Source organism: Achromobacter sp. FW305-C-28 (assembly GCF_058783235.1).
On sequence record NZ_JBYSYL010000001.1, the window covers coordinates 644,864 to 670,646 of the forward strand.

Here is a 25,783-nt window from a genome sequence, read left to right on the forward strand (position 1 = left end):
GCGGACGCCCCTATGCAAGACCGCGAATTTATTGGGGTTGCGCCTTAAGAATAATGCCAACGAGTGGGGGATCCCAGATATTCCTAATTAGAAAAATCGGCTGATACTATACGACGCCTTTAAAGGCGTGAACTCGTTGTGTTGTAAGGAAGGGACACGTTTTCAGCCTGGTGTTGGGAACGGTCGCCGCCTTGTAGGGCAGAGTCCTGGCCCGGTATGCGTTCTAATGAAAAAACCACACCTGCTTTCCGGCCTAGCCGATGCCTTTCCTGCCCGTTGGCGGGACGAAATCCGCGCTGAACTGGCGGAGGGCGAAACCTTGCTGGCCTCGGTTGAAATAGACCTGGACCAGCGCCTGAAGTTCCAGCCAGGGCTGCTTGTCCTGACCGACCGCCGCCTGATCGCCCGCAATCCCGCCGACACCGGCTGGGAATCCTGGCCTTTCGGCCCCCAACTGTCCCTGAATCTTTCCGACCATGCCGGCGCCGCCGTGCTCGAGCTGCACGACGATACCGCGCGCCTGGGCATCTGGCGTTTCACGCTGGCCCGCAACCCGGCGGCGCTGCGCTTGCTGGGTCAGTTCGAGGCGCAGCAGGCCATCCGCCTGTCCGGGCAGCCGTCGGACGAGGCGGCCGAGCGCCAGTGCACCATCTGCAACAACGCCATTCCGGCCGGGCAGGACGAATGCCCGGCCTGCAACCAGGAACAGGCCGCGCCGTCGTCCACCTGGGCGCTGCTGCGCCTGTGGCGCTTTGCCCGCCCGTACCGCCTGCCGCTGCTGGCCGGTTTCCTGCTGACGCTGCTGGGCACCGCGGCCACGCTGGTGCCGCCGTACCTGACCATGCCGCTGATGGACGACGTGTTGATCCCGTTCCAGAACGGCGCGCCCATCGACTACGGCAAGGTTCGCCTGTACCTGGGCGGGCTGCTGGGGTCCGCTTTCCTGGCGTGGGGGCTGGGCTGGGCCCGCACCTACATCCTGGCCTGGGTCAGCGAGCGCATCGGCGCCGACCTGCGCACCACCACCTATGAGCATCTGCAGCAGCTGTCGCTGGAATACTTCGGCGGCAAGCGCACGGGCGACCTGATTTCCCGCATCGGCAGCGAAACCGACCGCATCTGCGTGTTCCTGTCGCTGCACCTGCTGGATTTCGCCAATGACATCCTGATGATCGTCATGACCGCGGTGATCCTGTTCTCGATCAATCCGTGGCTGGCGCTGGTCACGCTGGTGCCGCTGCCGTTCATCATCTGGATGATCCACGCGGTGCGCGACCGCCTGCGCCACGGCTTTGAAAAGGTCGACCGCATCTGGTCCGAGATCACCAACGTGCTGGCCGACACCATTCCCGGCATCCGCGTGGTCAAGGCCTTTGCCCAGGAAAAGCGCGAAGTGGCGCGTTTTCGCGAAGCCAACAACCGCAACCTGGAAGTCAACGATCGCGTCAACACCACCTGGTCGCTGTTTTCCCCGACCGTGACGCTTCTGACCGAAGTCGGGCTGCTGGTCGTCTGGATCTTCGGCATCTGGCAGGTGTCGCAAAAGCAGATCACGGTGGGCGTGCTGGCGGCATTCCTGGCGTATATCGGGCGCTTCTATACGCGCCTGGATTCCATGAGCCGCATCGTGTCGGTGACCCAGAAGGCCGCCGCCGGCGCCAAGCGCATCTTCGACATCCTGGACCACGTGTCCAGCGTGCCGGAACCGCAGAACCCGGCCAAGCTGCCGCACATCAACGGCCGCATCGAATTGCGCGACGTGGGCTTTCGCTACGGCAACCGCCAGGTCATCCGCGGCCTGGACCTGACCATCGCCCCGGGTGAAATGATCGGGCTGGTGGGGCATAGCGGCTCGGGCAAGAGCACGCTGATCAACCTGATCTGCCGCTTCTACGACGTGTCCGAGGGGGCCATCCTGGTGGACGGCGCGGACATCCGCTCGGTGCGCGTGTCCGACTATCGCCGCAATATCGGCCTGGTACTGCAAGAGCCTTTCCTGTTCTTCGGCACCATCGCCGAGAACATCGCCTACGGCAAGCCCGACGCAACGCGTGACGAAATCGTCGCCGCGGCCCGCGCCGCGCACGCTCATGAGTTCATCCTGCGCCTGCCGCATGGCTACGACTCGCTGGTGGGCGAACGTGGCCAGGCGCTGTCGGGCGGCGAGCGCCAGCGTATCTCGATCGCCCGCGCGTTGCTGATCGATCCACGCATCCTGATCCTGGATGAAGCGACTTCGTCGGTCGACACCACCACCGAAAAGGAAATCCAGAAGGCGCTGGACAACCTGGTGCGCGGCCGTACCACGATTGCCATCGCCCACCGCCTGAGCACGCTACGCAAAGCCGACCGGCTGGTGGTGCTGGACCGCGGCCAGATCGTCGAACAGGGCCCGCACGAGGAACTGATGGCGCGCGAAGGCGCCTACTACCGCCTCTACCAGGCGCAGGCGCGCCAGGCCGAAGCCGATGCGCAGGCCTCTGGTAGCGACGACATGGCCGCCGTGGCCTGACACGGAATCGAGATAACCGTCATGACGCTTCCCGTTTTTCAGCTGCAACGCAATGCGTTCGGGCGTTTGGTGTACCAGGGCGCCGATGGCGTCTCGCACGAGGGCGTCATCCCGGTGCGTGCCTTTCCGATCAGCGAGGCCGATCGCGGCCTGTCGCTGGTGACCGGCGACGGCCACGAGCTGGTGTGGATCGAACACCTGGCCGATGTGCCGCCCGCCGAGCGCGCGCTGATCGAAGAGGAACTCGCAGGCCGCGAGTTCATGCCCGAAATCCGCAAGCTGGCCAGCGTGTCCACCTATGCCACCCCCAGTACCTGGAAGGTGGAAACCGACCGCGGGCCCACCACGTTCACGCTGCGCGGCGAAGAAGACATCCGCCGATTGAGCCAGCACACGCTGCTGATCGCCGACAGCCACGGCATCTTCTATCTGGTGCGCGACGTGCCGTCGCTGGACAAGCACAGCCGCAAGCTGCTGGACCGCTTTCTCTGATTGCGCGTGCCGCGTTCGTTCAGGTGCCGTCCGCAGCCGGCCGCTTGAACGGCGTGTGCGCTTCCAGTTCACCCAGGTAGTCGTCCACCGCGGCGGTTTCCTCATCCAGGAATTGCTGGATCGCAGCCGCGAAGCGCGGGTCGGCGACCCAGTGCGCCGACCACGTCGGCGTGGGCAGCAGGCCGCGCGCCATCTTGTGTTCGCCTTGCGCGCCGCCTTCGAAACGGGTCAGACCATGGACGATGCAGTAGGCGATGGCCTGCAGGTAGCAGGTCTCGAAATGCAGCCCCGGCACGTATTCCGTCGCGCCCCAGTACCGTCCATAGAGCACGTCGCCGCCGACCAGGTTCAGCGCCGCGGCCACGGGCTGGCCATCGCGTTCGGCCAGCACCAGCACGAAGGCGTCGGGCTGCTCGCGATAGGCGCGCTGGAAGAATTCACGGTTCAGGTAGGGCGGATTGCCGTGGTTGAAGTAGGTGTGGCAATAGCACTGATAGAAGAAATCCAGGTCTTCAGGGCGGATCTGCGCGCCGTGCCGCCAGCGAAATTCCAGCCCGGCCTGGGCGACTTTCTTGCGGTCCTGGCGGATCTTCTTGCGTTTGTCGTGGCTCATCGTGGCCAGGAAGCCGTCGAAGTCCGCATAGCCCGCATTGGTCCAATGGAACTGCACGCTTTCTCGGACCATGAAACCCGCCTCGCGCAGGGCGCGCAGATCGGTCGCGGCGGGAAACAGCAGATGCAGCGACGACACCCGCACTTCTTCGGCGAACGCCACCAGGCCGCGCACCAGCGTGTCGCGGTCCTCGTCATTGGCGGCCAACAGGCGCGGACCCGTGACCGGGGTGAACGGAATTGCCGACAGCAGCTTGGGGTAGTAGCGCAGGCCGTGGCGCTGGAAGGCGTCGGCCCAGGCGTAGTCGAAGACGTACTCGCCGCGTGAATGCGATTTCAGGTAGAGCGGCACGGCGCCGGCCAATTGGCCATCGCGCCACAGCGCCAGATAGTGGGGCGCCCAGCCGGTCTCTGGCGCGGCGCAGCCGGTGTCGTGCAGGGCGCACAGGAAGGCATGGCGCAGGAACGGCTGGTCGCCGGCCAGGGCGTCCCATTGACGTGCGTCGATGCGGGACAGGTCGGTCTCGATGGTCAGGCGTAGCGGTGAATCCATGGGCGAATGATAAAGTCTTCGTCAGCGCATGGCGCATTGTCATTGTTTTTCGGGCGGCCGCGAGCCGCCCCGGTATCGGGAACCCTCATGGACAGCCATTCGAACCTTCCCGCGGACGGGACGGGTCCGTACGAGCCAGGCGCGGCGTGCCTGCGCGCCCAGGCGTTGCAGGCGCTGGCCGCCACCGAATGGGCGGACAAGCTGGCGCGGGTGCGCGCCATTGCCGCCGACGCACCGCTGGACGCCGCGCGGCAGTACGTGGCACCCGCCGCCTTGCCCGGCCGGCCCGCCGTGCCCGAGCTGGTGCCGCCGGCCCAGGTGCCGCAGCGTTCCATGGCCACGCTGGAAGGCCGCGCTGCGCTGCTGCACGCGCTGGCGCACATCGAATTCAACGCGGTGAATTTGGCGCTGGATATCCTGTGGCGCTTTGCCGGCATGCCCGACGCGTTCTACCGCGATTGGCTGCGCGTGGCCACCGAAGAGGCCTGCCATTTCGACCTGTTGAACCAGCGGCTGGCCAGCCTGGGCTACGTCTATGGCGATTTCCCCGCCCACAACGGCTTGTGGGACATGGCCGAACGCACGCGTGACGATCTGCTGGCGCGCCTGGCGCTGGTGCCGCGCACGCTGGAAGCGCGCGGCCTCGATGCCTCGCCGCTGATCCGCAACAAGCTGGCGGGCGCAGGAGATGCGCCAAGCGCGGCCATCGTCGACATCATCCTGCGCGACGAAATCGGCCATGTCGCCATCGGCAACGACTGGTACAAGCGCCTTTGCGCCGAACAAGGCAAGGAACCGGTGACCTGCTATGCCGAGCTGGCCGCCCGCTACGACGCGCCACGCCTGCGCGGCCCGTTCAACCTGGCCGCGCGTCGCGCCGCCGGCTTCGACGAAGCCGAACTGGCTGCGTTGCAGGCCGGTTGACCGGCCCGCCCATCGCGATCGATACCGCCCAATCCCCCGGAGCCTTTCCCTGCTGATGAAAACGCTTTTCCCCGCCGTTGCCCTGACCGTCGCCGCGCTCACCCTGCCCATCGAAGGCGCCCAGGCCGCCGATGCCTTTGCTTCGTGCCTGGCGCAGTTGCGCGCCCCCGCCGCCAAGGCGGGCGTGTCCGGCGCCACCTTCGATACGCATACCGCGGGCCTGGTCCCCGACATGGCGGTGATCGGCCTGTTGGATGCGCAGCCCGAATTCAAGACGCCGATCTGGGACTACATGGCGGCGCTGGTCGACGACGAACGCGTGGCTGATGGTCGCGCCGGTATCGAACGCTGGCGGGCGGAACTGGACCGGGCCTCGGCCCGTTTCGGCGTGGACCCGGCCACCATCGCGGCGGTCTGGGGCGTCGAAAGCAATTATGGCCGCACGCTGGGCGGTCGACCGCTGCTCACGTCCCTGTCCACGCTGTCGTGCTTTGGGCGGCGCCAGGCCTATTTCCGCGGCGAGTTCTACGCCGCGCTCAAGATCCTGCAGGACGAGCACATCGCGCCCGAGAAACTGACCGGCTCTTGGGCGGGCGCGTTCGGCCAGACGCAATTCATGCCCTCGACCTACCTGCGGCTGGCCGTGGACTTCGACGGCGATGGCCGCCGCGACCTGATCGACAGCGTGCCGGATGCGCTGGCGTCCACGGCCAACTTCCTCAAGCGCGCCGGCTGGAACAGCAGCCTGGACTGGGGCTACGAGGTCAAGCTGCCCGCGGGCCTGAATACGGCCGGGGCCGGGCGCAAGAACAAGCGCGCGCTGTCATCGTGGGTCGCCCAGGGCGTGACCCGGGCGGATGGCCGTCCGCTGCCGCCGGGCGACACGCCGGTCGGACTGCTGCTTCCGGCCGGCCCCCAGGGCCCGGCCTTCCTGGTGACCCGCAATTTCGACGCACTGTATTCGTACAACGCGGCCGAAAGCTATGCGCTGGCCATTGCGCACCTGTCCGACCGCCTGCGCGGGGGCGGCGCGTTGGTCCAGGCCTGGCCGACTGACGATCCCGGCCTGTCGCGGGCCGAGCGGCGCGAGCTGCAACGGCTGCTGATCGCCCGCGGCTATGAACTGGGCGAACCCGATGGCATGATCGGCGCCCGTACCCGTGAAGCGCTGCAGGCGGCGCAGCGTCAGCTGGGCCTGCCGGCGGACGGCCGGGCCGGGCAGAAGGCGCTGAACGCCCTGCGCAATGGGGGCTGAGCGGGCCGCCCAATACAAGTTTTGCAAAGATCGGTATCCAGGCCGCGACGAGGGCCAGATTTGCGCCGGCCTGGGCCTATACTGGATTTCCGACTTTTCTGGAGCACGGCGATGAGTCTATTGGATACCTTGGCCTCGATGGCCGGCGGCGGTCAGCAAGGGGGCTCGGCCTCGTTGCTGCCGGCCCTGATCGAACAACTGAACAAATACCCCGGTGGCCTGTCCGGCCTGATCGCCAGCTTCCAGCAGGGCGGCCTGGGCGAAATCGTCGCCTCGTGGATCGGCAAGGGGCAGAACCTGCCCGTCAGCGCCGACCAGCTTGGCCGCGTGCTGGACCCGGGCGTGGTGAACGAACTGGCCACCAAGACGGGCCAGGACACCGGCTCGGTGCTGGGTTCCCTGTCCGCATTGCTGCCGCAACTGGTCGACAAGGCTACGCCCGATGGCGCGGTCCAGCCGGGCCAGGGCTTCAATCCCACCGATCTGCTGGCCTCGCTGTCCGGCCTGTTCGGCAACCGCGGCTGATGCGGCAGGAGACACGCTCCTGACGCGCCCGCTGCCCCGGTCCCTGTTGCGCCGGCGCCTGTTGCAGGCGCTGGCGCTTGGCGCGCTTGCGCCGTTGGCGGCCTGCGCGCCGCCAATCTCGCTGAATGCCACTTTCCTGCAGCTCTGGCTGAGCCACCTGGACCTGACCGCTGACGATTGGCGCCGCCGCATCGCCGCCTACCGCCGGCTGGGCTGCCGCGAGATCTTCCTGCAATGGACCGGCCTGCAAGGCGGTCGGCCGGATGACTGGATGGCGCCCCAGGCCATGCTGGACGCGATCTTCGACGAAGCCGAACATAGCGGCCTGGGTGTGCATGTGGGCCTGCCCTACGACCAGCGCTGGTGGAACATGCTCGCCTCGCCCGACGACGCCGCACTGGCCGCCTACCTGGATCACACGCGCGACCGTGGCGTGGCCTACATGCAAAGCGCGGCGTGGTCCAAGCGCCGCAATTTCCGCGGCTGGTACCTGCCCTACGAGCTGGAGCAATACAACTGGTCGCGCCCGGAACGCCAGGCGCTGCTGGTGCCGTGGCTGGACGCCTTTGCGCGCGCCGCGCAGGCCACCAGCTATCGCGTGCCGACCATCTCTACCTATTTCAGCCGCCTGGGCGGCGACGGATCACTGACCCAGCTGTGGTCGCGGGTGCTGGACCACGTGACCATCCATCCCATGATCCAGGACGGCGTGGGCGTGGCGGGGCTGGCGAACTACCAGTCGCTGGAACCCCTGCACGACATGCTGCTCAAGCGCCGGGCGTCGTTCGACCTGGTCATGGAACTGTTCGAGGAACTGCCGTCCGGCAGCACCGACGGCACCACCTTCAAGGCGCGCTCGGCCGACTTCGACCGGGTCAAGCAGCAGTGGCAAGTGGCGCGAGGCTACGGCGCCAAGCGCGTCGTGGCCTTTACCGTCGACCCCTGGGTCATCGGCGACACGCCCGAGGCCCGCGCGCTGATGCGCGCCTGGATGGCGGCGCGCGTCTGACGCGAGCGCCGCCGGGCGCTCAAATGAAACTGCGGCCGATGATTTCCCTCATGATCTCGCTGGTGCCGCCAAAGATGCGCAACGCGCGCGCATCCACCCAGGCGCGGCCGATGCCGTATTCCGCCATATAGCCATAGCCGCCATACAGCTGCAGCAGGTCGTCCAGCACCGCGCCCTGCATTTCGGTGGCGTTGAGCTTGGCGATGGCGGCCGTGGTGGGATCGAGTTCGCCGGTCATGTGGCGGGCCAGGCAGTCGTCCAGGAAGACCCGCAGCATGGTGCTTTGCGCACGGGCGCCGGCCAGCTTGAAGCGTGAATTCTGATAGTCGAAGACGCGACGGCCGAAGACCTTGCGGTTGCGGGTGTATTCGGCGGTTTCTTCCAGCATGCCTTCGAGCGAGGCGCCGGCGCGCAGCGCGATCGCCAGGCGTTCGCGCGCGAGTTCCTGCGTCATGTATTCGAAGGCGGCGTTTTCCTGTCCCAGCAGGCAGTCCGCCGGCAGGCGCACGTCGTCGAAGTACAGCTCGCAGGTGTCCTGGCAGTGCTGGCCGATCTTGCTGAGCGCCGGGCCCTTGGTGAAGCCGGGCAGGTTCTCTTCGACGCAGAACAGCGACAGGCCGCGCGCGCCCTGATCGGGGTCGGTGCTTGCCAGCACGATGGACAAGCCGGCGTTGACGCCATTGGTGATGAAGGTCTTCTGGCCGTTCAGCACGTAGTGGTCGCCATCGCGGCGGGCCCGCGTGCGGACGGCCTTGAGGTCGCTGCCCGCACCGGGCTCGGTCAGCGCGATGGCGCCGATCACTTCGCCGCGGGTCATGGCAGGCAGCCAGCGCGCTTTCTGGGCGGTGGTGCCGAAGGCTTCCAGGTAAGGCGACACCATGTCGGAGTGGATCGAAAAGCCCACGCCCAGGTAGTTGGCGCGCGCCAGTTCTTCGATGACGACGGCGGCATGGCCGAAGTCGCCGCCCAAACCGTAGGGGTCAGGCAGGGCGCAATTGAGCAGGCCTTCTTCGCCCGCGCGCAGCCACAGCGAGCGGGGCACGATACCGGCCTTTTCCCAATCGGCATAGTGGGGCGCGATCTCTTCGGCGATAAAGCGCCGGACCTGGTCGCGGAAAAGCTCGTGGTCGTCCCTGAATACGCGGCGCATACGGCCTCCTTACTTGCTATAGGGGTCCGTGGCGCTGACTTGGCCGCTCAAGGTGGGGGCGGTGGCGCCGCCGGTGAGGAACAGGCTGTAGTGGTCGCCGGGCTGCAAGGCGGGCAGCGGCACGGACGGCGACAGCACCGTGCCGCAACCGGCCGCCAGCGATGCGCTGACCGGATTGATGGCGCGGGCGGCCGAAGCGCCGGGTTTGACGTCCTGGAACAGCGTGGGGCCGGTCGGGCTGACCGCCAGCGCGGCGGCGGGGCAGTCGGCTGCCAGGTTGTAGAAACGCAGTTCGGCCTTGAGCGCGTCCTGCGCGCCGTTGCTGTCGTCTACCAGCGCATAGGTGACCTTGACGCCGTCGCGGTGTACCACCAGCGTGCTGAAGGTGTCGGGCGCGACTTGCAGGCTGGCCACCGGCTTGCCGTCGACCAGCACGTTGAATGCCTGGTTGCCCTTGACGATGGCGTAGGTGCTGGCCGGCTTGGTCGGACCGATTTCCTGCGACGGGCCATTGGCGACCTGCACGCGGAACGGCCCGACTTCGGGATTCACGACTCGTACGAACGAGGATCCGGCGGGCGGACGCGCGGCGTAGAGCTGGGCGAATATGCCCTCGGCATGCGCTGCGCCGCCGATGGCGGCCAAACCCAGCGCCGATGCCAGCGCCAGGGTGGGGAAACGAATACGACGGGTCATGCTTGGGACTCCGGTTTCTTGCTCAGGCGGGCCTCCAGGTACAAGCGTTCAAGCTGCTTGCGGTCCGCCTTGTCGGTGCTGGTCGTCGGGAAACGGTGGCAGGCCATCAGCTCAGACGGAATCATGTAGGGCGGCAGCCGGCGGCCCAGTGCGGCTTTCCAGTCCTGCAATGCCGCGGGCAGCGGTTGCAGGCCGCCAGGGCCGGCCTCGGCGGGCTCGACGAACCCGATCAGTCGGATGATAGCGCCATCGGGCCGGCGCAGCGCGACGGTGGCGCCAGCGCGCGCGCCGGGCAGGGCGGCGATGGCGGCGTCGATTTCGGCCAGCTCGATGCGGTAGCCGTGCATCTTGATCTGGTCGTCGATCCGGCCCCGAAAAGTCACCAGGCCGGCGGCATCGATTTCGCCCAGGTCGCCGCTGCGGTAGCCGCGCTTGCCGTTGCGGGTGATCATGCGCTGGGCGTTCAGGTCGGGGCGGTTCAGGTAGCCGCGCATGACATGGTCGCCGGCAATGCTGATTTCGCCGTTCTCGATGAAGACTTCGGCGTACGGCTTGGCGCGGCCGATGGGAAACGGGTTGGGCGCGCGGGCACGCAGGTCCGCGTCGATCTCGACCCAGGTGGTCGAGCAGGTGGCTTCGGTGGGTCCGTACGAATTGATGATGCGCACGTCGGGAAAGCGCTGCCAGAGTTCTTCGGCCAAGGTCGGCGTCAGCGATTCGGCGCCGAACACGAAGGCGCGCAACTGCGGCAAGTGGGCGCGGTCGAAGTCGGGGTTGAACAGCTGCTGGCGCACGAACGACGGCGTGGACGCCCAGACGTTGATGCCGGTGTGGGCCAGGTAGCCCACGAAGGTGTCGCGCTGCGCGATGGTCTCGCGCGGACACAGCACACAGGTGCCGCCCAGTTGCAGCGCGCCGACCCAGTTGAACAGCGAGAAGTCGAAGCTGAACAGCATTTGGTCCATGAACGCGGGGGCGGGCCCCAGGTTCAGGCAGTCGCGAATCCAGCCGGCGAACAGCGACACGCTTTCGCGGCCGATCTGCACGCCCTTGGGGTCGCCGGTGCTGCCCGAGGTGAACATGATGTAGGCCAGCCCGGCCTCGTCCAGCGGCGCCGGGACGGCGCTGCCGGCGACGAATCCACCGGCCTGCGCGTCATAGCGCAACCCGGCCCGCACCAGCTCGCCGATGCGGGCGATGCGCTCGGGCGGATTGATCACGTCGACCGGCACGAACGGTACCTTCAGCCGCAGACAGCCCAGGATGGCGACCAGGAAGGCCGCCTCTTTGTGGCCGGAGATCACCAGCGGCACGCCCGCCGTGACGCCGGCCTGCCGTGCCGCCTGTTCCCAGGCCTGCGTGGCCGCCAGCAACTGGCCCCAGGTCAGGGCGCCCTGCGCATCCACTACCGCCACGGCATCGGTGCCGGCGGCGGTGTCCACGAAATCAAAGGCGTTGAAATCGAAACGCATCGTCCAGCCCTCCCGGGGATGTCAGGCGCGCGGATGCTCCGCGATGAAGGCCGCCAGCGTGTGCACCGATTCCAGGTGCACGTCGATCTCGGTCGGCGGGATCTTGCAGCCGAACTGGCGTTCGACGGCCAGGGCCACATCCACCGCCGACAGCGAGTCGATCAGCCCGGATTCGATCAACAGGGTATCGGGGTCGACCTTGGTGAGAATGATGCCTTCGATCAGGTCGGCGACCTTGGCTTCGATCTCGTTGATGTCCATAGCATGCTCCGCGACCGCGCCGCGGTCAGAATTGGAAGTAGAGGAACCGGGTTTCCTTGTGCAGGTTGACCAGGCAGAAAAAAAGCAGGACCAGCATGACCGTCAGCCACGCCAGGTTGGGGCGCCAGCGCATCCAGGGCGAGGGCGCTTCCTGGGGCTTGAACAGCGCCGGCGAATAGCGGCCCAGGATCTGGTGGGCGTTCGGCGTGAACCAGGCAATGCCCAGCAGCACGACAGCATAGATCAGTTGCATGTGATGGCCGACCAGCACGCGCCAGGCATCGCCCCAGGCCAGGCCGCTGACATGCGCCGCCAGGTCCAGCGTTTCCATGCCGCGCAGGCCGATCATGCCTTGCATCAGCAGCATGGCGTCACCCACGCCATGGGCGCGGAAGAACGCCTGCGCCACCAGCACGGCCACGAAGGTCAGCAACACGCAGGCGGCGCGCTTGAACATGTTGAGGTTGCGCGCCGCCGCGGGCTTTCTGCCCACCACGAAGATGCGCCACGCATGGTTCACCGACAGGTACATGGCGTGCAACAGGCCGAACACCAGGAACTGGAAGCCGGCGCCGTGCCATACACCGGCCAGCGCCATCGTGAACAGCGTGGGGCTGACGATGCTGCCGACAAAACCGCCCAGCGTGCTGACGCCCTCGGCGCCCACGGGCAGGTTGCGGTTGGTGCGCCACTTGGATACGGCCATGGCTACCGGGTAGTACAGATAGGCGGTCAGGTAGCGCGTCAGCGTCATGTGCCAACGGGCCCAGAATTCAATGATGCTGCCCGCCTTGTAGGGCGAATTGAAGTTCAGCGGGAAACGGATGCCGAACATCTTGGCCAGCCCCAGCGCCATGTCCGAATAGCCGGAAAAGTCGAAATAGAGCTGCAGCGCGTAGCACAGGCTGGCGCCCCACGCCCCCCAGAACTGCAGGTCACCCGGGGCCGCGAAGCCGGCATCGGCATAGGGCGCAATGCCGTCGGCCAGCAATACTTTCTTGGCCAGGCCGATCACGAACAGCATGCCGCCCACCGACAGGTTCTCGGCCTTGAAGCGGTAGTTTTCCGGCTGCGCGAACTGCGGCATCATCTCTTTGTGATGCAGGATCGGGCCGGCGATCAGATGCGGAAAGAACGTCACGAACAGCACGTAGCTGAGCAGGCTGCGTTCTTTCACGACGCCGGCGCGGCAGTCCAGCAGATAGCCGATCTGGGTGAACGTGAAGAACGATATCCCCAGCGGCAGGATGATCGAATCCATGGTCGAGCTGGTCATGCCCAGGTCGGTCAGGAAATTCAGGAGCGTGGCGAAATACTTGTAGTGAAACAGCAGCGCCAGGTCGGCGCCCACGCCCAGGCCCACGATCAGCCCTTGCAGCCGCGGCCGGGCCGCGGTGTGCAGGATCAGAAGGCTGACCAGGTAATTGAAGGCGATGGACCCGGCCAGCAGCACCACGAACTGGGGATTCCACCAGCCGTAGAACACGAAGGACGTCAGGCACAGCCACAGGGCCGCCAGCCGCAGGTTCAGCCGCCCGGCGCCGTAGTACACGGCCAGCGTCACGGGCAGGAAGACCAGCAGGAACAGGTAGGAATTGAATAGCATCTCGGGTCAGGGCAGTCGGGCCAGCACGGATTTCTCGTCGTCGGTCAGCGGCAGCGACAGCGCCATTTCCGAAAACTCCCAGATCACCAGTTTCAAGCTCTTGGGCCATTGCTCGCGTTGCTTGAGCGCCACCAGCAGGGCCCCGGAAAACTGCCCGCCGTCCAGGCTCAGGTTCCAGACCTCGCGGCCCAGCCCCATCCCCAAGCGTTCGGCGAAATTGCTGCGGCGGCCGTTCGAGCTGCCCGCCAGCAGCACTTCGACGGGCGGCGTCTCGTCCAGCAGGCCGCCGCCGCGCACCGGTTCGATCTTCTGCGGCGCGGCCAGGTCCAGTTCAGGGCGCCAGCCCGGCCGAGCGTGTTCCAACCCGGCCAGGACGATCAGGTCGCCCATGCGGGGTTGCAGCGGCCCCGGCTTTTCTTCATTGAAGGCCTGCGTGCCGGAACCGTTCAGCAAGGGCAGGGCGGCCTCGGCCACTTGTCGGGCCGCGGCCTGGGCCCCGGTCGCGTTCATGTGGACGTCGGTGCGGAAAAAGCGCGGCGCCTGCGCGGCTTGCAGCGCCTGGCGCAGGTCGACAAAGGGCACGTTCTGGGCGCGCAGGGCGCCCTGCCAGGCATCCAGCGTGCCCTGCATCGGCAGCGACACGGTCTGGCCGCAAAGATGGTCGGCCTCGATGCGCGACTTGTCGGGCACCGCCACCACCAGCACCTGAACCTGCTGGCGGCGCAACTCGTCGACCCAATGCCGCATCAGCCGCAGGCGCTGGTCGAATACGTGCACGCCCGGTTGCGGGCGCAGGCCGTCGCGATAGAACAGCCATTCGGGGCAGCCCAAGGCCACCTGGTCGCCCAGTTCCCCCAGCACGCGGTAGCGCACCGAGGAATTCCAGGTGTCTACCGTGGCCTGGGCGGGCAGGCGCAACGACTTGTTCAATGCCGTGCCCGCCGTGCCGTTCATCCAGGCCGACGGCGCGACGTCGGCCGCGGTCAGCTTGGCCTGAACCAGGCACCATGCGCCCCAGCCCAGGCCCAGCGCCAGCAGCACGCCAAACACGATGGCGTGCAGCCGGTGTCCGGGAGCCGGGGGCGGCGGCGTCGCCTTGTCCGCTTGCGCCACGGCGTTACTGCCCCACCGCCGCCTTCATGCGGCTGCGCCAGCTGTCGGCGGTCATGATGGACGCGTTGTCCCACAGCCCCTTGGCGTCAGGCCCCTGTGCGAAGGTGGGCTCGAACATCTGCCACACCAGCACCTGCGGCTTGTTCTGCTTGAACGCGGGCGACTCCAGGTATTCCAGCAGCATGATCCACTGGCCGACGTTGCCGGGCTTCCAGTTCACGGAAACCGGGCGGTCCAGCACGTTGGACAGCTTCTGCGGGAAGCCGAAGTACGGCTGCACCATGCTGTGGCCGGTGACGTGCACCGGCGCCGGTGCGTCGTCGATCAGGCTCTGGCTGTCGGCCTGGCGGCGCACCGTGAAGGTCTCGCGGCCAGCCTGCTTGCGCTGGTCGGGTGTGAGGAACAGCTCGGCCAGATCGCCGTAGCGACGCTCGTTGACCACGCTGCCCAGCGGCATGCCGGTGCCCGGCTTGCCCGCCAGCGTCTTGACGTCCTGCTTGATGCGCTGGGCCAGCGCTTCGGCGGTGGCGTCGGCGGCCGGCTGGGTCCAGTGCTGGTCGGTACGGTAGAACACCTCCTGGCCGCCGTCCTTCACGCGGCGCAGCACGGCTTCGTCATCGAAGGTGGACACACCGGCGGCCTTCAGCTTGTCCTGGATGGTCTGGTAGCGCTTCTTGACGTCGGCGCTCAGGGTTGTGCCATCCGGCAGCTTGTCCTGGTAGAACAGGGTCTTGTCCGGCAGCACCAGCACTTCCAGCTGGATGCCCTTGGCGGCCAGTGCATCGCGGGTTTCGCGTACCAGTTGCGTCGAGGCGTCGATGCCGCGGGTATCGACTTGCGTCAGGCTGCCCCAGCCGGGAAACAGCCAGTTGTCCTTGCCCTGGATGACGATGGACGAGGCTTGCTGCGCCTGGGCGCCAGCCGCGGCCAGCGCCAGCAGGGCGCCGCACAGGGCCGCAGCCAGCCGGCGTGCGGGCCGGGGCGGATGAAGGGTAACGGTAGTCATGCCAGGCGGACTCCTGAAAAAGAGGGGGGCGGTTCAGTAGGACAGGGTCAGGTTGATGAACAAGCCCTTGGCCCGGTCGGCTTGGCCGCCGCCGATATTGAAGCGGTACTGGGTGGTCAAGTCCAGGTACGAACGTGGCGCGTTGTAGTGGTCTTCGCGGAACCAGTAGCGGATGTTGAAACCCGGCCCGGCGCCCATCGACCAGGACGAGCCGTCGCCCAGCTGGTTGTACGAATCGGTGCCGTCGATATCCAGGCCGCTCAGGCGATTCTTGTTCCAGAGCCAGTCGGCACCTACCACGGCGTAGGGGAAGAACACCAGGCGTTCGCTGATCGGGTCGACCCGGTAGCTGCGGCCCACGCGCAATTCACCGGCCCCGAAGGCCTGGTCGCGCTTGAGCTTGCCCGAGGTCTGGTCGGTGTCGGCGCCGGTGGTGTTGTTGCGCTTCCACAGACGGGCCGACATGTCCTGCCACGAATAGCCGGCCTGCACGTAGCCTTCCATGGTGAACCAGTTGGGGCGGTCGATGCGCAGCGTCGTGCCTTCATACATGCCGTAGGTCACGTAGGCCAGCCAGCCGCCGCTGCCGGCGTCCGTCTTGTAGTGGGCCGTCTGGTTGCGGTTGTTCAGGCTGCAGCGCAGGTCGTCGGGCTTCGGGCTGAACGTGCCTTGGCGCGTGGCGGTGCCCAGGTTGAACTGGCGTTCCAGGCCGAAGGTCAGTCCGACTTCGGTCGACGGCGTGAAGCGCATCCCCAGCGAACCCACGGTGGTGGGGATGCCGGAGATGCCCTGGTTGCGGGTTTCGTCGACGTTGATGGATCCGCCGGTGCAAGGGTCCGACACCGTCTGGCTGGCGGTCTTGCCACCCTTGTTGTACAGCGTGTTCGACAAGCGGCCGTACAGCTCGAAGGTCTGCGTCGACGAGTTCAGGAAGTCCGACGGCCGCCAGAAGATTTCCGTGGTGCTGAAGATCGCATCGCCCGGCACGGTGATGGCCGCGCCGCCCAGCCCCGACGAGGCGGGCCGCGCGCCGCGATAGCCGGCGGACACATACCCGCCCCATTCACGCGACAGGCCGGCAATGCCGCTGCGGGTGTCAAAGCGCTGCTGCGGCGTGAGTTCCAGGCGCCCGGCGTCGGCCTCGTCGATGGCTTCTTTCAGCTTGTCGACCGCACCGCGCTTGTCGCCCACGCCGGACAAGGCGTAGCCCTCGTCCAGAATCACCGTGGGCGGGGCCTTGCCCGTGGCGCGCGCCGCCTGGAAATCCTGCAGCGCCAGCTTGGGCTGGCCCATGCGCTGGTGCAGATAGCCGCGCTGCATCAGCAGGGCGGGGTCATCGGGTTGCGCGGCCAGTGCGTCGCTCATGCGCTTGTCGGCCTCGGCCAGCTGCGCGGCGTTGCCAGCGGCCAGCGTGGTGGTCAAGAGGCGCTGCAATTCCTTGTTGCTGGGGTCCTGTTCCGACGCCTTGCGGGCCTGGGCGATGGCTTCCTGGTAATCCTCGCGCGCATACGCCGCGTACGCCAGCGATGCGGGGCCGCCGCTGCCCGCGGCGTCGGATGGCAACAGCTCGCAAGAGGTGCCGTAGGGCGTGTCGCGGCAATCCTGCAAGGGAGCAGGGTAGTTGGCCAGCGTCAAGGTGGCAGGCACCGTGGGCTTGGTGCGGGCGCGCTTGATGCGGGCGGTCGCGGCTTCGTCCTTGGCGCCCAGGGGTTGCAGCAGCGCCAGCGCGCGCGCCGAGTCGCCGCCGGCCAGCGAGGCGTCGGCGGCAATCAGGCGCACATTGCGGCGCTGGTCTTCATCCAGCCAATCCTGCTTGAGCGCCGCGTCGAAGTCGGCGTTGGCCAGGTCCGTCTTGCCCTGGCGCTGGCGCAGGTAGGCGCGCATCACCAGGGCGACGGTGTTCTCGTCGTCCTGCTTCAAGGCATCGGTCGCGGCGTCTTCGGCGGCGGCCAACTGGTTGTCCAGCATCAGCGCCGTCATCAGCAGAAGGCGGTGGCTGGCGGTGTCCGGGGCCAGCGCCACCGCTTCGCGCGCCAGCGGCACCGCGTCGCCGGGCCGGTTGGCAATCAGCGCCTGGTAACCCTGTTCGGCGGGCTTGATCGCCAGGCGCCGTTTCATGGTGGTACGGCGTGCCGTCAGGTCATTCTTGTTGGGCGCGCCCAGCGCGATGGCCTTGTCCGCGGCGGCTTCGGCCTCGGCGTACTTGCCCTGGGCTTCCAGCGCGTCCAGCCACAGCATGGCCCACGCCCCCTGCTTGGGGTCGATGCGGAAGGCCTGCTCGGCGCCACGCTGCGCGGCCGGAAAGTCGCCGCGGTTGTAGTCGGTATAGGCGCGCGTGGCTATCGGGAAGCCGCGGCGGTAGGCCGCCGTGGTGCCTGGTGCCCCGCCAGCTGCCGCGCCCGCCGGCTGGGCCGTGCGGGGGCGCAGGTTGGCGCGGGCCTGACGCAGGCCCGGCGTGTCCAGCCCGCTCTTGATCGCGTCCGCTGCCGCCTTGTCGGCTTCTTGCAGCTTGCCTTGCTTTTGCAGCGAATAGATCAGCAGCAGCCGCAACCGCTCGACGTCCGGCCGCAGCGCAATGGCCGATTCGGCCTGTTGCTGCGCCAGTGCGTAGTTGCCGGCGTCGTAGCTCTTGTAGCCTTCGTCGGCGAATTGGTAGGCGGCGCCTTCCAGTGGCGCCTCGGCGGCGCGGGGCGCGGATTGGGCCTGGGCCGGCCCGGCGTTCCCGGCGCAAGCCAGCGCGGCGGACAGCAACAACGTTCGGGTCAGTGGCTTCATGGGGTCGCGGGTTTTTCGTCGGTATGTGCCGGCGCGCCGGCGGCCGCCGTGGCATCGGCCTGGCCGCCTTGCTGGAAATGAATGGCTTCTTTCAGGGTGCCTTCGTCCAGCCAGCCTTGTTCCATCAGGATTTCGCCCAGCGGCCGTTTGTCGCGCGCCTGGATTTCCAGTGCGCGCGATAGTTTATCTTCGTCGATCGCCTGCCAGGACAACAACAGTTCACCCAGGCGCTGGCGCTGCTGGGCTAACTGGTCGGTGGACGGGAAGTCGTGCATGGTCTTGTCCCAGGCCAGCCGCTTGCCCGTGATCAGGTGGCCGATGAACAGCTTCCAGGCGCGTGCCGCGGCCATGGCATTGATGAAGTTGCCCACGATCATCCGCGGAATCGACAGCAGCGCGTGCTCCCAGCCATACATGCGGCCCACGAAATAGGCCCGTTGCACGACGCGCAGCAGCAGCGCCACCGCGTTGACCCACATCAATGTCACCAGCCAGCCGCCCGGCTTGAAGTAAGACGGGTAATACACCTTCCACCAGCCGAACAGGTCCGCCAGGTAGAAGACGAAGAAGTTGGCCAGCAGCAGGTACGCCAGGATCGCGATGAACGAGGTCACCAGGCCCTTGCGGTCGCGGAACAGCAGGTACTTGGTGGCCAGCGATCCGGTCCAGCCGACCTGTTGCCACCCTTGCAAGCCGATGCCCAGCGTCCAGCGTGCCTTCTGCCGATAGGCGGTGCGGAAGGTGTTGGGGAAGTACTCGCGCACGCCCAGCGGCATGTGCACGCTGGAAATCTTTTCCTTGCCCAGGCCGAACCAGGCGCGCCGGCGGGTCACGTATTCGACGCCGAACTTGCCGAAGATCTGGCGCATGCCGCGCTGCGCCAGTCGCGCGCCGATGTCGTAGTCTTCCGTCAGCGTGTCGGTATTGAAGGGTTGGTTATTGGTCTCGTTCGCGAGTTCGACCAGGGCGCGGCGCGAAAAGCAGGTGCCCACGCCGGCCGACGGCACCATCTTGGACAGGCTTTCGCGCACCACCAGGTCCTTGGTGTGCCATTCGGCGAATTCGTCCATGTAGGTGCCGGCCACCAATTCGTACCAGTGACGTTCAAGCGAGGTCACCGGCAGCTGGATGAAGTCGATGCGCGGCAAGAGGTAGTTGTAGTACTTGAGCTCCAGCGGGTGCAGCACGTCTTCGCTGTCGTGCAGGATCACGCCGGCAAATGGCACCGGCTGCTTGGCATCCTGCGCGAAGATCGCCTGCACGATCCAGTTCAGGCAGTCTGCCTTGCAGGTGGGGCCGTCGTGCGGCACTTCCACCCGGATCAACTGGCGGTAGCGCCGACGCATCCGCTCGACTTCCTTGATCGTGCGCTCGTCGTTCTGGTAGGTGCCGGCGAAGATCATGTAGTTCTTGTATTCCAGCGTCGACACCATGGTCTCGAGCATCGACGCGATCACGTCGTACTCGAGCCAGGCCGGCACCATGATCGCCAGCGGCTGTTCCTCCTTGTCGCGCAGCTGTGATGCCGCGAGCGGCGCAAAGCGCCGCTTGATGGTCAGCGAGCGCCAGGTCTCGCGCACCCAGTACCACGCGTCGATGAACAGATCATCCAGGCTCGAAAGCAGGATGATCACGCCAACGATGGCGGTCACGATCTCCAGGCCGCGGTAGTAATCGGCGATGAGATAGGGCCAGTAAAGCGAAGACATGAGCTGGCGCGTCCTGGATTACTTGCTGTCCTTGTTCCTTCTGCGGCTGGCGCGCATCGCGAAGATCAGGATCAGCAGCAATACCAGCAAGCTGATGCTGATCGCCGGCACGCTCCAGGAAATGTAGCGGCGCCACTCGAAGAACGCGCTTTCACCGGCGCCGGGCGGATGGCTCGCGTCGGGATTGGCGCTATCGATCCAGGCCACCGGACCCGCGGCGCCGATGATCGCCACGTTACCGCGGTTCAGCACGAACGGCGCGTCCAGCATGCCGGCGTGCTGGCCCAGGGTGTGCCACAGCACGCCGTCCTGGCCGCTGGCGCTGATGACTTCGGCCGTGCTCAGGTGATCCAGTCCGGAAATGTCCAGCCAGGTCGCGTTCTTGCCGTCCACGCGCAACTGCTTGCGGTCGGTGACGGTGACCATCGGCTTGGCGCCGTCCACGGCCACTTCCATCGCCAGGAATGGGCGGGCGGGCTTGACGGCCTGGCCGCCGGCCGCCACGGTGAGTTCGGCGCGGGTGGTCGACACGCCGCTGGCCGAGGCAATGCCGATCAGGCGCTTGAGATTGTCAGGCGCGTCGGCCAGGTAGCTGTCGGGCACGATCACCTGCGGGCTGCCGGCAAGCAACGGCAACAGGCCCACGAAGGTGCCGTCCGGCTCGGCCCGATCCGGTTTCACGTAGCTGGTCGGCAGCACGTTCACCGGGTAGCCCTGCGGAATCTCGTTGCAATCGACCGACACCGGCTGGCGCTGGAAGGTCACGCGTACCGCGTTGGTGACGCCCAGCGCGTAGCCGGGCACGCGCGCCGTCAGGCGTTCAGGCTTGCCGTTGGCGTCCAGTTGCTTGGCGGCCAGCAGAATGCCGTTCCAGAACACCGACGCCACCGGCCGGGTCGACGATGCGCCGGGCGCGGCCGACACGTCCATGACCAGTTCGCCGGGCATGCGGCCATCGGACGACACCGCGGCCAGCGGGAAGGTCGTGTTCCAGTCGCCGCTGGCGACGACGTTGAAGCTGTTGGGCGAGCCGCCCAGCGCCGTCAGGCGCAGGCCGCCGTCCTTGAAGGTTTCGGGCGGCATCGCGGCCTTGACCTGCACCTGGCGCGTCACCAGGATGCGGCGCCAGGCCGTGTCGAAGGCGCCCGCGCCTTGGGCGCCGGCATCCGCGGCGACCGCGATCACGGCCTGGCGGCCCATGGCGGCCAGGCGGATTTCCTTGGACTGCAGGTCGGCTGCGGCCAGCGGCGCGCGGTGCGCTCGCCAGGTCTTGAAAGCCTCGGCGGCATCTGCATCAGAGGCGAACTGCGATTGCAGCGCGTCCAGCGCCTCGTTCAGCTTGGCGCGCAACCCGGCATCGGCAATCACGACATCGCCCGCCACGGCCGGCGCGCCCATGACCAGCAGTGCGCCGATTTCGGCGGCATTGGCCAGCTTGTGCTTTTCGCTGCCCGTCAACGCGGCGAACGCGGGTACGTGCGACAGGCCCTCGGGGGCCTGCAGGCCACGCGTGTCGATCTCGTCGCCCACGGCCGGAAAGGCCCGCACCGCGACGCGCTTGCCGGCGCGTTCCAGCGCCACGCCGATGCGCCAGGCGCTGTCGAAGGCCTGCTGGTCCAGCTTGGCGCCGGCCACGATCAGGGTCGGCTTGCCGGGCAGGGTGCCCCAGGCGTCATCCAGGTTGCCGATGGCCGAGGCGTCGTAGCGGTAGGTCAGGCGCGTCTGCGGCGAGATCGTCAGCGCGTTGGCGGTGGCCCGATTGCTTTCACAGTGGCGCAGCGCAATTTCCGACTGCCAGTCCACGCCTACCCGCAGAAAGCCGCTTTCGCGGCTGCGCGGATCCACCGCGAAGCCGCGCGCCACCGTGCCGTCGCCGTCGGCGATGCGTTGTGCATTCAGCGGCACGCCATCGGCCCACAGCACCAGGCTGGTGCGGCCCGGCTCGCCCTTGGTGTACTTGGCGTCGAAATTCAGCGTGGCATCGGTGATCGGCACGCCGCGCGGCACGGGCAGGTAGAACTCCTGGCGCGCATCACTGTTGCTCAGCACCACCGGCTCGCCGATCCCCAGATCGGCCAGCGTGGTGTTGCGCGTCACCCAGTCGTCGCCTTGCAGCTGGCGCAGGGCGTCTCCGGCAGGGCTGGCCATCGCGCCCAGCGGCAGCAGCAGGCCGGCGGCCATCAGCGCGCGGCAAAGCGTCAGGGCGGCAGGAAAGGAAGTGGGCTTTGACATGGGGGCTCCGGGCGGGGAAGACGGGGCAGAAGGCGTCAGGCCGGCGTGCCGGCGTGGGATCCATAGGGATCGAACTCGGCGACAGGGCGGCCGCACAGCGCGTCAACGATGCGCTGGCTGGCGTGGCCGTCGCCATAGGGATTGATGCGACGCGAAAAAGAGGCGTGCAGCGTGGGGTCGTCCAGCAGTCGATTGACTTCGGCGATGATGCGCTGCGTGTCGGTGCCGACCAGGGCGACGGTGCCGGCCTGCACGGCTTCCGGGCGCTCGGTGACCTCGCGCATCACCAGCACCGGCTTGCCCAGGTACGGTGCTTCTTCCTGCACCCCGCCAGAATCGGTCAGGATGAGATGCGCGCGTTGCATGAACCAGACAAAATCCAGGTAATCCAGCGGGTCGATCAGGTGCACGCGGTCCAACCCGGCCAGGTCCGTCATGACCACATTGCGTACCTGCGGATTCAGGTGCACGGGATAGACGATCTGCAGGTCTTCGCGGCGGGCCAGCTCGGCCAGCGCGGCGCAGATGTTCTTGAACCCGCCGCCGAAGCTCTCGCGCCGGTGGCCGGTGACCAGCATCAGGCGGCGCTCGGGGTCGAGCCAGTCATAGCGGGCCTGGAGTCCCTGTGCCAGCGGGCCGTCGGGGGCCAGCTTGGCGCAGGTCATGGCGAGTGCGTCGATGACGGTATTGCCGGTCACCGTGATGCGGCCGGCCAGGTTCTCGCGCAGCAGGTTGCTGCGCGACTCCGCGGTCGGCGCGAACAGCAGGTCGCCGATGGCGTCCACGACGCGGCGATTCATTTCTTCAGGGAAGGGCATGGCCAGGTTGCCGGTACGCAGGCCTGCTTCCACGTGGCCGATGCGGATGCGGCGGTGAAACGCCGCCAGCGCGCAGGCCGATGCCGTGCTGGTGTCGCCATGCACCAGCACGTAGTCCGGCTGTTCTTTCTCCAGCACCTCGTCGACGCGGCTGATCAGGCGGGCATACAGGCCGTTCAGGGTCTGGTTGGGCATCATGATGTCCAGGTCGTGCTGGGCATGCAGATCGAACAATGCCAGTACCTGGTCCAGCATCTGGCGGTGCTGGCCGGTGACGCAGACGACGTTGTCGATCTCCGGCTCTTTTTGCAGCGCCGTCACCAGGGGGGCCATCTTGATGGCTTCAGGACGCGTTCCGAATAGGGAAAGTATCTTCATCGCGGGTGAGCGGCCCAGGCCGGTGGCATTTTCTTGCGTTTATTATGTCTTGAAAGTATTGGTAATATGTGACGGAGTATTTCCCGACCTTCCGAATGGCTGGCAACAGTTTGCGAAATTTTCGGGGGACAGATGAAAGCGACGCTCTCCCGGGTGCATAAATGGTGCCGCATCAGCTTTCAATCCGCTGCCAATGTGGTATCACGGTATATCCGATGGGGTTTCGTTTAGTTACTAATAGACCAGTAATAAACCTTGCCGATAATGTGCGGGATTAATCGTTCCGCGTTGACGACTGCCCGGGTAAAGCCAGAAATAATCATTCATTTTTGAATAATCCCGACATCGTGAACGGCCGTTGCATTGCTTCTTGACGTTATAGCTACTTCAGGCTTTCTCATACAGCTCAGGCCCGGCAACCGCCGCGGCGCCAGCAAGGACAAGCATGAGCGACAGCCACCAGCACGGCGAACTACGCGCACTGCCCGAATCCCGCCTGTGGATCGCATTCGGGCTCGCCAGCGCCTTCATGATCGTGGAGGTCGTCGGCGGCCTGTGGACAGGCAGCCTGGCGCTCATCTCCGACGCCATGCACATGATGACCGACGCCATCGCGCTGCTGCTGGCCCTGATCGCGATCCGGGCGGGCCGCAAGGCGGCGGACCTGATGCGCACCTACGGCTACGCCCGTTTCGAGATCCTGGCTGCCGCCGTCAACGCGCTGGTGCTGCTGGGCGTGGCCTTCTACATCCTGTACGAGGCATATCGGCGTTTGGATGCACCCCCCGACATCCAGTCGGGCGGCATGCTGGTCGTGGCCATCGCCGGGCTGGTGATCAACCTGGTGTCGATGCGCCTATTGGCTGGCGCCAAGGATGAAAGCCTGAACGTGAAGGGGGCCTACCTGGAGGTCTGGGCCGACATGCTCGGCTCGGTGGCCGTCATTGCGGGGGCGGTCATCATCTGGCTGACGGGCTGGCGCTGGGTCGATTCCGCACTGGCCGTGGCCATCGGTTTCATGGTTTTCCCGAGAACCTGGGTGCTGTTGCGCGAATGCATCAATCTGCTGCTGGAAGGCGTGCCGCCCGGCATGAGCCTGAGCGCCGTGCGCGACACCATCGTGCAAACCCCGGGCGTGGCGGATGTGCACGACATCCACCTGTGGGCGATCACGCAGAAGCAGCCCCTCCTGACCGGGCACGTGGTGCTGGCACAAGGCGCCGATGGCGAAAGCGTCCGGGTGGATATCGAGCAGCGTCTGCAGGAAGGCTTCGACCTGCACCACACCACCCTGCAGATGGAGCGCACCGACCGCTCGGGCGCGGAGCACATTCACTGAAAGGGGCATAAAAAAAATGGCCAACCGGTAAGGTTGGCCATTTTGGCGACATCGCAGTATTTGGTGGAGCCGGGGGGAATTGAACCCCCGGGCTATCCAGTGTTTATGCGGGTCTTGGGGGTAATGCTGACCAAATGTTGACCGTCCGTATTGCCATACAAGGCTTCAGCCTTGGAGCCGGCGTCGGGGGCGGCATCGGGCATCCAGCGGCCATACACGCGCCGAATCATCCCCCAATCTGCGTGGCCCATCTGGTTGGCAACCCACATCGGATGCTCGCCAGCCGACAGCATCATAGACGCGTAAGTATGGCGGGTTTGGTACGGGACGCGGTAACGAACTTTGGCACGCTTGAGCGCTGGCTGCCATAGGGTTTTGCGGATCGGCTGATCGCCTTCCCAGGGGGCGTTGGTCCGGGGATTGAGGAAGACATGAGCGTTCGCCAACAGCGTAAAGGCCTTTTGAGCCTCCAACGCTTCGCGGGCGGGGCCAAGCAACTTCACCATACGCTTGCTGCTGTTGGTCTTCGGCACCTCGGCCGTGCCCTTGGCTGCTTGGGTTGTCGCGCGTCTTACTCGCATTTCGCCGCGCGCCATATCCACGTCTTCCCAGCGCAGGCCGACCATTTCCGACGTGCGCAAGCCCGTCCAAAGCGCAAACTGAACTAGGTTGCGGCCCTGGCCGTCCAGGGCTTTCAGAATCTCTGCCTGTTCCGCCGCCGTGAAGGGATCGACATCATCCTCTTCTTTTGGTGGCTCGTTCTTGGCGTAAGTCCAGCCTGCGATGGGGTTGGTTTCGATCAGTTCGTCAACTACGGCGTCATCCAGCGCCGTACGCAAGACGGACAGCACGTTGGCAATACGCTTGTTCGTGGCGGCCATGCCTTCGCACATTGCGCGGACGTGAGCGCGGCGAAGGTCGGCCAACTCATGGCGGCCGAGGGATGGGACCAAGCGGCCATTGACGGCCTTTCTGTAGCCGTCTGCTGTGCTGGCTTTGATGGTTTTGGCTTTGCCGTCTACCCAGCTTTCCAAATAGGCTTGGACGGTCTGACCGACAGGCTTTGGGGAGAATTTTGCGGCGTTCTTGCTTTCAGGGAACGTCGTAGCGTAGCTGAAGATGCCGCGCGTGATTGCGTCCAAAACGGCGGCGCGATGGTTCGCGGCGCGCTTCAGGTTAGCGGGGGTGGGCTGGAGCTTGATGCGCTCCCTGCACCTCTGCCCCGCGTAGTAGAAATCGATTTCGATGGACGAGTCGGAAGCTGGCCGAACGCCATCGTACTGCTTGCCCATGCGTCGTATCCTTCGGTGTCGATGAGAACCCGGCCATCTGGTGCTTTTACCCAA

20 protein-coding genes are annotated in these 25,783 nt (G+C 66.4%); 7 read left to right on the plus strand and 13 right to left on the minus strand.

Annotation, left to right across the window (positions count from 1 at the left end; translation table 11 throughout):
• The first annotated feature begins 226 nt into the window (after positions 1-226).
• A complete protein-coding gene (locus AC3WMR_RS02860; RefSeq protein ID WP_492262569.1) occupies positions 227-2,512 on the plus strand; it encodes a cyanophycin metabolism-associated ABC transporter in 2,286 nt (761 codons plus the stop codon).
• 21 nt (positions 2,513-2,533) lie between these two features.
• Positions 2,534-3,004 carry a cyanophycin metabolism-associated DUF1854 family protein gene (locus tag AC3WMR_RS02865; protein ID WP_492262570.1) on the plus strand — a complete coding sequence of 157 codons (471 nt, stop codon included), beginning with the start codon at positions 2,534-2,536 and terminating at the stop codon, positions 3,002-3,004.
• Between the two features lie 19 nt (positions 3,005-3,023).
• Here the strand turns inward: AC3WMR_RS02865 and AC3WMR_RS02870 are convergent, their stop codons facing one another.
• Positions 3,024-4,169 (minus strand): GNAT family N-acetyltransferase, encoded by a 1,146-nt coding sequence (locus AC3WMR_RS02870; RefSeq protein ID WP_492262571.1) that lies wholly within the window; start codon positions 4,167-4,169, stop codon positions 3,024-3,026.
• Positions 4,170-4,256: 87 nt separating this feature from the next.
• Between AC3WMR_RS02870 and AC3WMR_RS02875 the strand changes: the two genes are divergently transcribed.
• From AC3WMR_RS02875 to AC3WMR_RS02890, 4 genes are all read left to right on the plus strand, one after another.
• Complete coding sequence (locus AC3WMR_RS02875; RefSeq protein WP_492262572.1) at positions 4,257-5,093, plus strand: ferritin-like domain-containing protein; 837 nt, start codon at positions 4,257-4,259, stop codon at positions 5,091-5,093.
• A 55-nt stretch (positions 5,094-5,148) separates the two neighbouring features.
• On the plus strand, positions 5,149-6,348 hold the full coding sequence (locus tag AC3WMR_RS02880; protein WP_492262573.1) for a lytic murein transglycosylase: 1,200 nt from the start codon (positions 5,149-5,151) through the stop codon (positions 6,346-6,348).
• Between the two features lie 111 nt (positions 6,349-6,459).
• Positions 6,460-6,873, plus strand: coding sequence for a YidB family protein (locus AC3WMR_RS02885; protein WP_492262574.1), 414 nt, complete (start codon positions 6,460-6,462; stop codon positions 6,871-6,873).
• A gap of 46 nt (positions 6,874-6,919) precedes the next feature.
• Complete coding sequence (locus AC3WMR_RS02890; protein WP_492262575.1) at positions 6,920-7,882, plus strand: DUF4434 domain-containing protein; 963 nt, start codon at positions 6,920-6,922, stop codon at positions 7,880-7,882.
• A gap of 19 nt (positions 7,883-7,901) precedes the next feature.
• Here the strand turns inward: AC3WMR_RS02890 and AC3WMR_RS02895 are convergent, their stop codons facing one another.
• The 11 genes from AC3WMR_RS02895 to wecB are packed head-to-tail and all read right to left on the minus strand — an operon-like array spanning position 7,902 to position 23,098.
• A complete protein-coding gene (locus AC3WMR_RS02895) occupies positions 7,902-9,032 on the minus strand; it encodes an acyl-CoA dehydrogenase family protein (protein WP_492262576.1) in 1,131 nt (376 codons plus the stop codon).
• Between the two features lie 9 nt (positions 9,033-9,041).
• Positions 9,042-9,728: an alginate O-acetyltransferase AlgF gene (locus tag AC3WMR_RS02900; RefSeq protein ID WP_492262577.1), complete on the minus strand. Its 687-nt coding sequence runs from the start codon at positions 9,726-9,728 to the stop codon at positions 9,042-9,044.
• Positions 9,725-11,200: an AMP-binding protein gene (locus tag AC3WMR_RS02905; protein WP_492262578.1), complete on the minus strand. Its 1,476-nt coding sequence runs from the start codon at positions 11,198-11,200 to the stop codon at positions 9,725-9,727. The genes AC3WMR_RS02900 and AC3WMR_RS02905 overlap by 4 nt, the downstream gene beginning before the upstream one ends.
• Before the next feature lie 21 nt (positions 11,201-11,221).
• Complete coding sequence (locus AC3WMR_RS02910) at positions 11,222-11,461, minus strand: acyl carrier protein (RefSeq protein ID WP_263910660.1); 240 nt, start codon at positions 11,459-11,461, stop codon at positions 11,222-11,224.
• A 25-nt stretch (positions 11,462-11,486) separates the two neighbouring features.
• Positions 11,487-13,067, minus strand: a complete 1,581-nt coding sequence (locus AC3WMR_RS02915; RefSeq protein ID WP_492262579.1) for an MBOAT family O-acyltransferase — start codon at positions 13,065-13,067, stop codon at positions 11,487-11,489.
• A gap of 6 nt (positions 13,068-13,073) precedes the next feature.
• Positions 13,074-14,180 carry an alginate O-acetyltransferase AlgX-related protein gene (locus AC3WMR_RS02920; protein WP_492262580.1) on the minus strand — a complete coding sequence of 369 codons (1,107 nt, stop codon included), beginning with the start codon at positions 14,178-14,180 and terminating at the stop codon, positions 13,074-13,076.
• 4 nt (positions 14,181-14,184) lie between these two features.
• The gene (locus AC3WMR_RS02925; RefSeq protein WP_492262581.1) at positions 14,185-15,186 is read right to left on the minus strand and encodes an alginate O-acetyltransferase AlgX-related protein; all 1,002 of its coding nucleotides are present in this window, start codon (positions 15,184-15,186) and stop codon (positions 14,185-14,187) included.
• Between the two features lie 33 nt (positions 15,187-15,219).
• Positions 15,220-17,961, minus strand: a complete 2,742-nt coding sequence (locus AC3WMR_RS02930; protein ID WP_492262582.1) for an NfrA family protein — start codon at positions 17,959-17,961, stop codon at positions 15,220-15,222.
• Entirely contained in the window at positions 17,958-19,670 is a 1,713-nt protein-coding gene (locus AC3WMR_RS02935; protein WP_492262583.1) for a glycosyl transferase family protein, read from the minus strand. Before AC3WMR_RS02935 ends, AC3WMR_RS02930 begins: the two co-directional genes overlap by 4 nt.
• Before the next feature lie 18 nt (positions 19,671-19,688).
• On the minus strand, positions 19,689-21,902 hold the full coding sequence (locus AC3WMR_RS02940) for a cellulose biosynthesis cyclic di-GMP-binding regulatory protein BcsB (protein WP_492262584.1): 2,214 nt from the start codon (positions 21,900-21,902) through the stop codon (positions 19,689-19,691).
• 35 nt (positions 21,903-21,937) lie between these two features.
• Positions 21,938-23,098: a non-hydrolyzing UDP-N-acetylglucosamine 2-epimerase gene (wecB, locus tag AC3WMR_RS02945; protein ID WP_492262585.1), complete on the minus strand. Its 1,161-nt coding sequence runs from the start codon at positions 23,096-23,098 to the stop codon at positions 21,938-21,940.
• Between the two features lie 445 nt (positions 23,099-23,543).
• Between wecB and AC3WMR_RS02950 the strand changes: the two genes are divergently transcribed.
• Positions 23,544-24,437, plus strand: a complete 894-nt coding sequence (locus AC3WMR_RS02950; protein WP_492262586.1) for a cation diffusion facilitator family transporter — start codon at positions 23,544-23,546, stop codon at positions 24,435-24,437.
• A gap of 92 nt (positions 24,438-24,529) precedes the next feature.
• On the opposite strand, the gene AC3WMR_RS02955 is transcribed toward AC3WMR_RS02950, so the two are convergent.
• Positions 24,530-25,729, minus strand: coding sequence for a tyrosine-type recombinase/integrase (locus AC3WMR_RS02955; RefSeq protein WP_492262587.1), 1,200 nt, complete (start codon positions 25,727-25,729; stop codon positions 24,530-24,532).
• Positions 25,730-25,783 lie beyond the last annotated feature (54 nt).